Source organism: Streptomyces sp. NPDC050704 (assembly GCF_040654355.1).
Classification (GTDB): Bacteria; Actinomycetota; Actinomycetes; order Streptomycetales; family Streptomycetaceae; genus Streptomyces.
On record NZ_JBFAHW010000197.1, the window covers coordinates 1 to 11936 of the forward strand.

Genomic DNA, 11936 nt, shown 5'->3' on the forward strand with positions numbered 1-11936 from the left:
GATTCTGGTTCCTGCCCGGCACCCCGGACGGTCTGCGCACCCGCGGCGTCCACCGGTACACAATGCCCGAACTCGGCTTGTGACCTCCTCCGCCTCCTCCAGGAGGGGAAGTAACCAGGGCCAGTACCATGGCCTGCTCGTGATCGCCCTCACGGACGGAAGCCGCCCGTGGCGAGTGGCGGGCGACCACGGAACTGTGATGGCGTGATCCGTGGGGTGCCTGTCGTTGACGCACATCCTCGCAGCTCAGCGTAGTCGGGTCTCCGGGGTGGAAGTTGACAGGGTCTCAGAGGGCGTTTCGCGTGGGTGACCGCCACGTCGAAGGCGCCCGGGCCAAACTCAAACGCCTCGTGAGCCGCGGCATCCTCATCGAACCCGAACCCGGCCTGTTCACCATGCCCCGCCCGACAAAGTGAACCCACGCGAAGGCTCACAGAACACCCACTGACGTCTGTCTTGGACCTCACCGAGGCAAGACCGCCGATTGCGGCGGTGAGTTGAGTCCGCTGCACTCGGACGAGACTGCCTCGCTCAGGGCCCGGTGAGGATGTCGTGGGTGCCGATGCGGCGCCAGACGATGTGTCAACAGGCCCTGTATCAGTTCGGCCCCGTATGACCAGGTTGCCCGGGCGTTCCCACGCCTCAAAGTCACAGATGCGCGGGAGGCCCTGCACCGGCTCCAGGGGCGCGGTACAGGGCCTCACGGGCGTCCTACAGCTCGATGTCGCTATTCCTCATCCGGCCGCAGCCTCCCAGCTGCGTGATTGCCGCGCACCTGACCGGCACACCGCGCTCGAGAACGGGGCGGTCGTATCAAGGAATCAGAACGCAGTGATTCTCGATGACCCTGCCACTGCGGTCCAACCCGCCGCAGACGGCCAGACGCCCGCTCCCAGGCTCCCCGAGCTCGCGGTTGACCACGAACCGGTGGCGGTCATCGTTCAACCTCTGCCCCCTATAACTGCCCGCGAAAGCCCGCAGCGTCCCTGGCAGTCCGTCCCTGGTCCAGACGGTGATGTCCTGGACATAGCGGGTGCCCTGATAGGCGGTTGCCACGCAGATGTAGTTACCGCACGTGGACTTCACCGCAGCGCTGGCCGGTGCTGCGGTGACCAGCCCTGCGGCGAGGATCCCGGCGAGGCCGACCGCGGTCGCCGCCAGCCGTCGCCGCACAGGTGATGCCGTCCGAACTTCCTGAGATGCGTAGATCATGAGATTCCCCTCTGATCGGCTGCACTGAATAGAGCTGGACCTCATGGCGATAGCTACCTTTCGATGGGGTGAGCCTTCGCCACGTCGGTGAGAAGCGCTTGTTGGTCTGGACGCACGGTCATGGTTCGGCTGCCGAGGGGAGCGGTGCCACGAGCAAGAAGGCACCTGCAGGTAGCCGCTCGCGCGGTGACCCGCTGCCTGGTTGGTTGGCAGCATCCGCCGCGATCGGCGGAAGGTGGAAGCCGGCCCTGCTGTACTGAACTTGCTCCCGCGGAGCCCGACATCGCCGGCGTCCGCTGCCGAGAGCACTGAGTCATGGCAAGAACTGGACGTGCGAAGGGGTGGAGACGGGATTTGTACCTGGTGATCCCGTTGACGTGGGTGAAGCGGTCATCCGCGTCCCTCGTGTCGCAGGTGGCGTGCCTTCAGGAGTCCGGCACCAGGCATCCCCGGACATGCCGAACGCTATGAATGCTCCGGGCTGCCGGCACGGGCGGCCATACCTTTAAGGCAGGGCTTAAGGGGCTGCGGTCACGCCGCGCTGCCGGTTCCATCCAGCAGTTCCCGGCCCAGGGTGGTGGCTGTGTGTAGTACGGAACTACCGCGTCGGCTGGTGGTGATCAGGAGCGCGTCGCGCAGCGCCTTGGTGTGCTGGCTGGCGGCGGGCGGGGAGACGCCGAGTCGCGCGGCCAGTTCGGTGGTGCTGCAGCCGCCAACGGCCGCGCGCAGCGCGGCGGCCCGGGTTTGTCCGAGCAGGGCCCCCAGGGCTGCGTCGGCCCCCATGCCCCGGGGGTGCCACAGCGCGGTGCCGCTGGCCGGGTCGGTCACCGCGGGGACGGTCAGCCGCGGCACCGCTGCGTCGTCGTACGGGTCGTGCAGCAGGCTGGATTGGCGCCAGGAGAAGAGGGTCGGCACCAGGATCAGTCCTTTGCCGCCCAGGTGGACCTCGACCGGGCTGGGGTAGCGCACTTCCAGCACGGGCGGGCGCCAGCGCACCAGCTGAGGACTCAGGGAGGCCAGCAAAGCGTCGACTCCCCCCTCCAGGAACGTGCGGGCGTACTGCGCGCGTACGGCGTCCAGCCGCGCCTGGGAGGCCGCCCAGTACGGTGCGATCGTCGCCCGGTGGCAGGCTATGAGACCGGCCGCCAGCAACCGCCGGGCATCGGTGTCCCCGTCGGCGACGGCCCGCGCCCACGGCATGTGGGCGGGATCGACAGTGACGGATTCCAGCTCGCGGCGCACAAGGACGCGAGGTGCCCGCAGCAGAGCCTCCACGGCGTGGTCGATGTCGGGCGAGTCGCCGGCCAGCGCCAGCAGGTCGAGGCCCCGGCCTCGAATTGGCAGCAGTGCTGTGAGGGGCCCGGCGTCCTTGCTCAGCCGGCCAGCCACACTGGAGCGCCACCGCTGAAAGGGCAGCGGGAGGGAACGCCGGCACAGCATCTCCAGGCTGTAATACGTCTCCGCAGCGGCCCCGAGGGTAGCGGCCACCCGGGTGCGGGCGAGATCCTCCGCGGTGAAATGAATGCGCAGCACCACAGCCCCCTGTCACGGAACAGGGACACCCTCCGCTGCGGTGGCAGTCCCGGCCGCCGCCTCCGTGGCGACCACGGAAGTGTCCGACGCGACGAGCGGGGCCCACAACGCCCTTTCCGGACCTTCCGCGATGCCACGTTCAAAGGCTCCAGGGCTCGCGTGAAAGCATGTCCCCCGCCGTCCTACAGGTGAATGACCGCGTGCACGTCCAGCTCGTGCTTATTAATACGCTCGGCACCCGGAATGACGCGGCATGGGCGTCGGTGTTGACGCCGCCAGTCATCACACACGCCCCTGTACATCGACGATCGGCTTTGATCACCAGGCCATCGACGTCCTGTGCGGGCAGCACCTCGTATCAGACCCGCGTGAGATCGACGTCGGTCGTAGTCGGGACCGCCTGGATCGGCGGGGCGATGCCGTACCCCACCGGCAGATGCTCCAACTGCGCTCTGCGGCGCACATACAACCAGCCCCGGGTGTCGCCGTGCTCGGGGTGGTGCAGCATGTCGAAAACGGAAGCGCGCGGGTCGAGGTTCAGGGGAACTCGGAGCCTTCTCTGGGGTAAGAGGTGCGGTGCGAGAAGGAGTTCATCGACTCAGTGCAGCTCAGCGCCGGTGTAGATGACGGTATCCGGTTCAACAGGTGTGGCGCCATCGCTGAATCGAGCGATGACCCCAGCTGTAGAGCGGCTTACTGCGGATCGCGCCTCCAGGGGCATGCAGAGCGGGCGAGGCTGGCTGGAGGTCACGATGTGGACCGGGAAGAAGAAGGCTTTAGGCTCGCGGCGCGGGGACGGGAGCCGACATGAGCGCTGCTGACGCGCTGCGGGCGGCGTCGGCAGCGATGGGGGATTTCGCGTCCCGTCGCGACGTTGCGACTTAGCCGCGTGGCCCCGCGCCGTGCAGGAGGGTGTCGATGACGAGCGTGGCCAGTGCGTCCGGGTCCTGCGCGGCAGGGTCCTGCTCCGCGCCGGGCCTGTTGATGGCTTCGCTGAGGAGGGCGTAGTACACCTGCCGCGTCCACTCCAGGTCTGCGTCCGGGGCGAGTAGCCCCTCGCGCTGCGCCCGGTTCATGAGATCGACGGTGTGGGTGTTGATCTCGCCCCAGAGGGCGGCTGCGGCGGGGGTGTGAGCGTTGGCGTGGCTGAGGGTGAAGCGCCAGGTGTTCTTGACCCGTAGGACGTTCGCCGTCACTCGGTGCAGCGCCACGAGTGCGGGAGCGGCGTCCGGCCGGGCTTCCTTGATGGCGTCGATGAGCTGCTGCTTGGCGGAGACGGCGAGCGCCTCCAGGAGGGCCTGCCGGTTCGCGAAGCGGCGGTGAACGGTGATCCTGGTCAGTCCCGCCGCCTCGGCGACCTGTTCCATGGAGGCGCCGGCGTCCTGGGCGAAGACCTGCTCGGCCGCCTCCAGAATCGCGCGCACACTGCGCTCGGCATCTGCCCGCAGTGCTCGGCCCATGTCTGTCTCCTGTCTGGTTCGCTACCCGGTCCCTTGTAGAGGATACGGGAACGCTACGGGTATCTCATTAATTGATTCTCTGATGTTGCAACTCTGGCGATAGTTGATACCTTAGTGACACTGTTAAGGGATCGCGCCGCACCGACGGAGCGGGCATCTGCACGACCGTCGCTCACGACCGGTATCCCGTCTCCCCTGCCGCAGGAGACATCCGAACCCGACTCAAGGAATTGGCATGCCCACAACGAAGCTACGCACCCGTGTCTCCCGACGCACCGCAGTGGCGCTGGCCACCATGTCGGTCGTCGCCGCCGTCGCCGGCGCCGCGCCGAGTGTGGCGAGCGCAGTGAGCGACAGCTCCAGCGTCACCCGTCACGCGGTCGTACAGACGCAGAGCCCCCAGAGCGCCGCCACCGCCCCCAACCTGCGCGTCAAGGCCGCCAACGGCGTCACCTACCAGTACCGGCGCTTCGGCAACCCCAGCGCCGGCAGCGTGCCCCTGATCTTCCTCCAGCACTACCGCGGCACCCTCGACAACTGGGACCCCAAGCTCATCGACACCATCGCCGCCAAGCGCGAGGTCATCCTCGTGGACAACGTCGGCGTCGGCGGCTCAACCGGCACCACGCCCAGCACCATCCAGCAGATGAGCCTGGACGCCATCGACTTCATCGACGCCCTCAAGCTGCCCCGCTACGACCTGTTCGGCTTCTCCCTCGGCGGCCAGGTGGCTCAGGAGGTCGCCCTGCGGCGCCCCTGGCAGGTCCGTCGCGTCGTCCTGGCCGGCACCGGCCCGCAGGGCGGGGGCGACCAGAGGGCGTCCGACCCCAAGGTGCTGGCGAGCGTGTTGGCGGACAACCCCGGCCCTGCCGACTTCCTCTTCCTGTTCTTCAAGAACACCGCATCCAGCCAGGCCGCCGGAACTGAGTTCCTGCAGCGCCTCGGCCGGCGCACCACTGACCACGACGCGCCCGCGAGCCTCCAGACCCGCGACGCGCAGCTCACCGCGATGTCGGAGTGGGGCATCCCGGACAAGTCCAAGCTGGTGCGGCTCAACGCCCTCTTCCAGCCCACGCTGGTCGCAGACGGGGACAGCGACATCCTGATGCCCCCCAAGAACTCCCACCTGTTGGCCAAGTACCTTCCCAACGCCCAGCTCAGCATCTACCCGAACGCCGGCCACGGGTTCCTCTTCCAGTACGCCGCCAAGTTCGGCGCCGAGGTGAACACCTTCCTCGACCACTGACAACCCATCAATCCATCACCGCGAGACGGTCACCGACACCGCACACGGTGACGGCCGATCAACGCACCTGCCCCGCCGGAGCCCCGTCCGGCGGGGCGGAGCCACGCAGAGAGTCCCCCCGGCGCCCTCGCAGCCCTCCGCGTCACGACTGCGCACCCCAGGCCATTCGCTCACATCTGCGCCGCCATCGAAGCCATGGGCCCAATGGGCGACTGAGGCGCCCCCGCGGCCGGCGGCGCGTGCTGGCCGCGAAAGGGTCGGCGCGTCGTCCTGGCCGTCACGGCGACGGCCTGCGTGCCTGCCCGGCCCAACACGTCGTTGCAGCTCAGCCCGCCGTCCGCGGGTCTGCTTCATGGAGCCGGCGGCACCTTGGAACGACCCCTGCCCGGCAGCGTCAGCCTATCCGGTGACCCTCCGTAAAGGATACATTGACGCTACGGATAACCAAGTAATTGATGCTCCACTGTCGTGTTTACAGGCACACTTGATACATTGGTGAAACCGATTGAGGGGTGCCGGAAGCGGTCCCTTCCACGGCAAGACACACGCGATCCCAAGAGTCAGGAGTCCGAAATGGCAGCGACGACAACACGACCGGTAGCCCTCATCACAGGTGCGTCATCCGGCATCGGAAAGGCAGCCGCGCTCGCGCTGGCCGCGGCGGGCTACGACGTGGTCGGCACCAGCCGCAACACCGTGCACGTCACCCCTGTGAAGGGCGTGACCTTCCTCGACCTCGATGTGACCAGCGACGATTCGGTGACCGCTGCGGTCGGCGAGGTGATCGACCGGTTCGAGCGGATCGACGTCCTGGTCAACAACGCGGGTATCGGCTCGGCGGGCGCCGCCGAGGAAAGCTCCGCCGCGCAGGCGCAGGGCCTCTTCGACATCAACGTCTTCGGCGTCATCCGCATGACGAACGCCGTCCTGCCGCACATGCGCGCCCAGCGCAGCGGACGGATCATCAACATCTCGTCCATCGTCGGGTTCATCCCGCAGCCCTACATGGCGGTCTACGCCGCCTCCAAGCACGCCGTCGAAGGCTACTCGGAGTCCGTCGACCACGAGGTACGCGAGTACGGCGTACGGTCCTTGCTCGTCGAACCCGCCTGGACCAATACCGCGATCGAGGCGGCCAGCGTGCGGCCCGACCAGCCCCTGGACGTCTACGCCAAGCGGCGGCTCGTCTTCGAGGAGTACATGGCCGGCGCGGTCAAGGGCGGCGACGACCCAGCCGTCGTCGCCAAGGAGATCGTCGCGGCGGCTACCGACGCCAAGCCCAAGCTGCGCTACACCGCCGGCGCCATGACCGGACGCGTCCGCACCATGCGCCGCATGGTCCCCTCCCGCATGTTCGACCAGCAGCTGCGCAAGCTCAACCACCTGCCCGCCTGACGACTCCCAGAAGACCTCCACGACACATCGACAGGAAAGCGAACCCCGCCATGAGCACATACATTGCAGACGCGGCCGAGGACCTCACCGTGGAAGGACCCTCCGCGACGTTCACCTACCGGCGCATCGGCCCGCGGGGCGGTGTCCCGCTGGTCCTGCTGAACCGGGTCCGGGGGACCCTCGACTGGTGGGACCCGGAGTTCCTGGACCACCTCGCCGCCGGCCATGACGTGATCGTGTTCGACAACGTCGGCAACGGCTACACCACCGGCACCCCGCGCGACTCGGTCGAGGGGATGGCCGACGGCACCGTCGAGTTCATCGAGGCTCTTCGTCTGCCCCAGGTGGACCTGCTCGGCTGGACGCTGGGCGGCACCGTCGCCCAGCACATCGCCCGCCTTCGGCCCGACCTGGTGCGCAAGCTGGTCGTGGCGGCCGCCAACCCGGGCGGGCAGGTGCCCGGCGCGCCCGACCCGGACCCGAAGGTGCGGGCCACCATGACCAAGCCCGAGACCACCGGGGACGACCTGGTGTTCCTGTTCTTCCCCGAGACGGACACCGGCCGCGCCGCCGGGTACGAACACCTCGCCAGGGTGGCCACACGGCTGGCCACCGGACGCCCCGACGTGTCCGAGGCCGCGGCCATGGGCCAGATCGCCGCGATCGGCAAGGACGCGTCGATCCCCTTCGAGCAGGTGCGAGCGGACCTGGCAACCATCCGGCAGCCCGTTCTGTACGCCACCGGCATCAAGGACGCGATGATCCCCGCCCTGGCGTCCTACACCGCCGTCCAGTACGTCCCCGACGCCACCCTCGTCGCCTACAGCGACGCCGGGCACGCCTTCCTCTTCCAACACGCCGAGGACTTCGCCGGCCAGGTGAGCGCCTTCCTCGCCGACTGACCATTCACACGGACACCGGCTCCCAGGAGGCACGACAAAGTCGGGACGCCTCCCGCACCGAGGAGAGTCATCGTGCAGTTGACCAGCGACCCGGCGCGCCGCGGTCGCGTCCGGCAGCTGCACGGCCCCGGCAACGACCTCCGGAAACGACGGCTCCACGCCTGGAACGCAGCACCACCTGGCCCGCATCGACGGAGACGAGAGCCCGAAATCCGTCCCACTTCGGTTATGCGCTGTTGAGCTGTCCGCGGGATATCGTCCGGCGCCATGTCGATCACTGGATGGCGGGTGAAGTGCACCCGCCATCCAGTGATCGACATGGCGGGCGCACTTCACTCGCCGAGCTGATGTGGCCGCGGGATGCGTGTGTCCGAGGGGCAGCCGTTCCTGATCAGGCCGGTCGGCATGTACGACGTCGAGTCGAACCGGTACTTCTCGGTGTGGCCGGCGTCGTCGCCGTGGAACACACAGGCCGCGCCCCCCGGGATCTGCCTTCAGCGGGGCGGGGCGGACGTTCCCCGGACGACAAGACGGGGGGTGATGACTTGTTCCCCGGCGGGGATCTCCGCGCCCTCCAGGCGTGCGACGGCCCGGCCGACGGCGAGCCCGGCGAGGCGTGCGATGTCCTGTCCGACGGTGGTGAGGTCGATGTGGGCCAGGCGGGCCAGATGACTGTCGTCGAACCCGACGACGGAGATGTCGCCGGGGACCGCGATGCCGGAGCGGAGGAAGAGGTCGAGTACGCCGGTCGCGCAGCGGTCGTTGAAGGCCAGTACGGCGGTGGGGCGCGGGCGGGTGGCCGACAGGGTTCGGGCGGCCTCGGCGCCTTCCTCCTCAGTGAGACCGCCGGGGAGAATGCGGATGTATTCGCCCAGGCCGTGGCGGTTCATGGCGGTGCGGTAGCCGCGGCGCCGGTCGGCTGCGCCCGGTGCCCGGCCGCCGTCGATGTGGGCGATGTCGCGGTGGCCCAGAGCGACGAGGTGGGCCACCGCCTGGCGGGCTCCCTCGTCGTCGGCGGTCCGTACGACCTCCAGGCCAGGGACGGACGGCCGCAGCCGGCGGGCCACGGAGACGACCGGCAGTTGCCCGGCGAGTTCCGCCAGCCGCGCGGCGGGGGCCTGCGGGCCGAGCAGGATCAGCGCCTCGCAGCGGTCGTCGAGCAGCGTCTCGACGGCGCGCTGCTCGCCGCGCCCGGAGGCCACGGCACTCAGCGCGATCTGGTACCCGGCCGGTTCGGCCGCCGCGTAGATGCCCTCCACCAGGTCGGAGTGGAACGGATGCTGGAGGCCGAACTGCACCCCGAGCAGATGGGAGCGGTGGCTGCGGAGCAGCCGGGCCCGGGCGTCGGGTCGGTAACCGATCTCCCGCGCGGCCTGAAGGACGCGCTCGCGGGTGGCCTCGCCGGCCCCCTTCGCGCCGCGCATCACGATGGAGACCAGCGCCGTGGACACCCCTGCCCGCGACGCCACGTCGGCGAGCGTCGGTCGCTTTCCGTTGGGGACCGCTGGGGTCGCCGGCAACCTGTCCTCCCTGGTCGGAGTCGTCTCCTACGGAGTCGACTATAGAACGTTCTAGCTTTCACGGGCCACCGGAGCCTTGACAGGGGAGGGCGACAGCTGGCGTACTGCTGTTCCACGGAGTCCTAGAACGTTCTAGTTCCTTGAACGTTCTAGTCCGAAGTCACGGAGAGAGGTACGTGGCGATGTACACACTGGCGGCCTGCGCCGAGATGGTCTTCCTGGATCTGCCGATCGACGAGCGGGCACGGCGCATCCATGACGCCGGTTTCCAGGTCGAGATCTGGGACTGGACCCGGCACGACCTTGCCGCTCTGGCCCGGACCCCGGCCGACTTCTCCTCCATGACCGGCTACATCCGCGGCAGTCTGACCGACGAGGAGGGCGCGGCCGAACTCCTGAGCACTGCCGAGGAGTCGCTCAAGGCGGCCGAGCAACTGGGCTGCCCTCGCCTGAACCTGCACGGCACCGGACTGGACGGCCAGGGCCTGCCGGTGGTGCCGGTGACCGGTGAGGTCACCGGAGAGATGTGGATCGCCGCCCACCGCACGCTCACCCGCCTCGCCGAGCTGGGCGAGAGCGCCGGGGTCGTCTTCACCCTGGAGAACCTCAACACCGCCGTCGACCACCCCGGGGTGCCGTTCGCGACGGCCGCCGACACCCTGGCCCTGGTCGCGGCCGTGGACCGGCCCGGGCTGCGGATGAATCTGGACCTTTACCACGCCCAGATCGGCGAGGGGAATCTGATCGAGCTGGTTCGCAGGGCCCATGCCCTGGGCCTGATCGGCGAGATCCAGGTGGCCGACGTCCCCGGCCGCCGCGAACCCGGAACCGGCGAGATCAACTACCCCGCCGTCGCCCGCGCCCTGACGGACCTCGGCTACGAGGGCACGGTCGCGATGGAGGCGTGGGCCTCCAGCGACAGCGAGCTCGCTCTGGAGCGCTTCCGCTCCGCCTTCACCGTCTGACTGTCTCCACAGCCTGTACCTACCCTGACGACGACGTACGGAGCACCCGCATGACCACCCAGCAGCCTCTCGCCGTCGGCCTCCTCGGCGCCGGACGGATGGGTTCGTTCCACGCCGAGACCCTCGCCCACCGCCTCCCGGGCGTCCGGCTCGTCGCCATCGCCGACCCCACCCCGGGCGCCGCGCGGAGCCTGGGCGACCGGCTCGGCTGCGCCACCGCCTACACCGACATCGGTGAACTGCTCGCCGACCCGCACATCGACGCGGTGGTGATCGCCACCCCGGCCCGTACCCACGCCGACCTGGTCGAGGCGGCCGCCAAGGCGGGCAAGGCGGTCTACTGCGAGAAGCCGATGGCGGTCACCCTCGCCGAGGCCGACCGCGCCATCGCGGCCGCCGCGGATGCGGGCGTGCCCCTCCAGGTGGGCTTCAACCGCCGCTACGACGCGGGCTTCAGGGCCGCCCACGAGAAGATCGCCGCCGGCGCCATCGGCACACCGCAGCTGTTGCGCTCGCTCACCCGCGACCCCGCTCTGGCCGACCCGGCCCGCATACCGCCGTGGACGATCTTCCTGGAGACCCTCATCCATGACTTCGACGTCCTGCGCCACCTCAATCCCGGTGCCGAACCCGTCGAGGTCTTCGCCATGGCGGACGCCCTGATCCGCCCCGACTTCAAGGACCGCGGCCTGCTCGACACCGCCGTCGTCACCATCCGCTTCGACAACGGCGCCCTCGCCACCGCCGAGGCCAGCTTCCAGGCCGTCTACGGCTATGACGTACGCGCCGAGGTCCTCGGCTCGGCCGGGATGCTCACCATGGGCGACGTCCGCCGCACCCACCTGACCGCATACGGCCCGGACGGCGTCGCCGCCGAGTGCGTCACCTATGACCAGCACCTCTTCCACGACGCCTATGTGGCCGAACTCGCCGACTTCACCGACAGCGTCCGCACCGAGCGCACCCCCTCCGCCACCGGCGAGGACGCACGCGCTGCCCTGGCCATCGCCCTCGCCGCCATCCAGTCCGTCACCACCGGCGGTCCCGTCCGCGTCGACGCGCTCCAAGACCTGTGAAGCACGGGTCTTCGGCCGCAGCGCGGACCCGGCGCCGTGCGACAAGTACGGGGTGACGGCCAGGTCAGTCCAACATGCGACACCCCCGCTGTGAGCTTCCTCCGCTTTGACGGACACCATTGGTGTGGTGGTCAGGCTGCGAGTGCGGTCTCGTACTCGGCGGGGCTGAGGTAGCCGAGGCTGCTGTGCAGTCGGTGCAAGTTGTACCAGCCCTCGATGAAATCGAAGATCGCGGTGCGGGCGGTGGCCCGGCTGGGCCAGGCGGAGGTGCGACCGGTGCCGCTTCCCCTCGCCAGGCACCGGAGAGCTCCGTCGCTCTCGTGGATCAGCAAACCGATCGGACCCGCCATTCGTGCAACGGTGGTCTGAGAATCTTTTCGGAGAGTCAACTTCCGGTGACGCACAGCGAGTTCGCTCAGCTCGCCGGAGGAGACCCGACGTGATGTCTTCGTGCGCGCTGAGCGGCGCGAAGATCACTCAGCGCAATGCATCCTCTCTGGCAAGCTCACCCACGGGGGAGGGATGGGACGTGATGCAGCTCACAGATCCGTGACGCGACCACAACCAGGGCCTCATTGCCCCCATCGCCCGCTGCGTGACGTACTGGTCGAGGCCGACCAGGTCGGC

Annotated in this window: 11 protein-coding genes and 1 pseudogene; 5 read left to right on the top strand and 7 right to left on the bottom strand. The window is 69.0% G+C overall.

Annotated elements, in window-relative coordinates:
- Positions 1-813: 813 nt before the first annotated feature.
- From AB0I18_RS49795 to AB0I18_RS49810, 4 genes are all read right to left on the bottom strand, one after another.
- The gene (locus AB0I18_RS49795) at positions 814-1212 is read right to left on the bottom strand and encodes a hypothetical protein (RefSeq protein ID WP_363112490.1); all 399 of its coding nucleotides are present in this window, start codon (positions 1210-1212) and stop codon (positions 814-816) included.
- A 531-nt stretch (positions 1213-1743) separates the two neighbouring features.
- Entirely contained in the window at positions 1744-2745 is a 1002-nt protein-coding gene (locus AB0I18_RS49800; protein ID WP_363112491.1) for a winged helix-turn-helix domain-containing protein, read from the bottom strand.
- A 358-nt stretch (positions 2746-3103) separates the two neighbouring features.
- Positions 3104-3253 (bottom strand): hypothetical protein, encoded by a 150-nt coding sequence (locus AB0I18_RS49805; protein WP_363112492.1) that lies wholly within the window; start codon positions 3251-3253, stop codon positions 3104-3106.
- Positions 3254-3626: 373 nt separating this feature from the next.
- Complete coding sequence (locus tag AB0I18_RS49810; RefSeq protein ID WP_363112493.1) at positions 3627-4205, bottom strand: helix-turn-helix domain-containing protein; 579 nt, start codon at positions 4203-4205, stop codon at positions 3627-3629.
- 235 nt (positions 4206-4440) lie between these two features.
- Between AB0I18_RS49810 and AB0I18_RS49815 the strand changes: the two genes are divergently transcribed.
- From AB0I18_RS49815 to AB0I18_RS49825, 3 genes are all read left to right on the top strand, one after another.
- The gene (locus AB0I18_RS49815) at positions 4441-5451 is read left to right on the top strand and encodes an alpha/beta hydrolase (RefSeq protein WP_363112494.1); all 1011 of its coding nucleotides are present in this window, start codon (positions 4441-4443) and stop codon (positions 5449-5451) included.
- Positions 5452-6024: 573 nt separating this feature from the next.
- Complete coding sequence (locus tag AB0I18_RS49820; protein WP_363112495.1) at positions 6025-6846, top strand: oxidoreductase; 822 nt, start codon at positions 6025-6027, stop codon at positions 6844-6846.
- A gap of 50 nt (positions 6847-6896) precedes the next feature.
- The gene (locus AB0I18_RS49825; protein ID WP_363112496.1) at positions 6897-7748 is read left to right on the top strand and encodes an alpha/beta hydrolase; all 852 of its coding nucleotides are present in this window, start codon (positions 6897-6899) and stop codon (positions 7746-7748) included.
- A 332-nt stretch (positions 7749-8080) separates the two neighbouring features.
- Here the strand turns inward: AB0I18_RS49825 and AB0I18_RS49830 are convergent, their stop codons facing one another.
- Positions 8081-8215: a hypothetical protein gene (locus tag AB0I18_RS49830; protein WP_363112497.1), complete on the bottom strand. Its 135-nt coding sequence runs from the start codon at positions 8213-8215 to the stop codon at positions 8081-8083.
- Positions 8216-8242: 27 nt separating this feature from the next.
- A complete protein-coding gene (locus AB0I18_RS49835; RefSeq protein ID WP_363112498.1) occupies positions 8243-9268 on the bottom strand; it encodes a LacI family DNA-binding transcriptional regulator in 1026 nt (341 codons plus the stop codon).
- 182 nt (positions 9269-9450) lie between these two features.
- On the opposite strand from AB0I18_RS49835, the gene AB0I18_RS49840 reads away from it, so the two are divergent.
- Both AB0I18_RS49840 and AB0I18_RS49845 read left to right on the top strand, forming a co-directional pair.
- Positions 9451-10233: a TIM barrel protein gene (locus AB0I18_RS49840; protein ID WP_363112500.1), complete on the top strand. Its 783-nt coding sequence runs from the start codon at positions 9451-9453 to the stop codon at positions 10231-10233.
- Positions 10234-10283: 50 nt separating this feature from the next.
- Positions 10284-11309: a Gfo/Idh/MocA family oxidoreductase gene (locus AB0I18_RS49845; protein ID WP_363112499.1), complete on the top strand. Its 1026-nt coding sequence runs from the start codon at positions 10284-10286 to the stop codon at positions 11307-11309.
- Between the two features lie 131 nt (positions 11310-11440).
- Here the strand turns inward: AB0I18_RS49845 and AB0I18_RS49850 are convergent.
- A pseudogene (locus AB0I18_RS49850) lies at positions 11441-11560 on the bottom strand (IS3 family transposase); the annotation flags it as partial.
- Between the last annotated feature and the right edge of the window lie 376 nt (positions 11561-11936).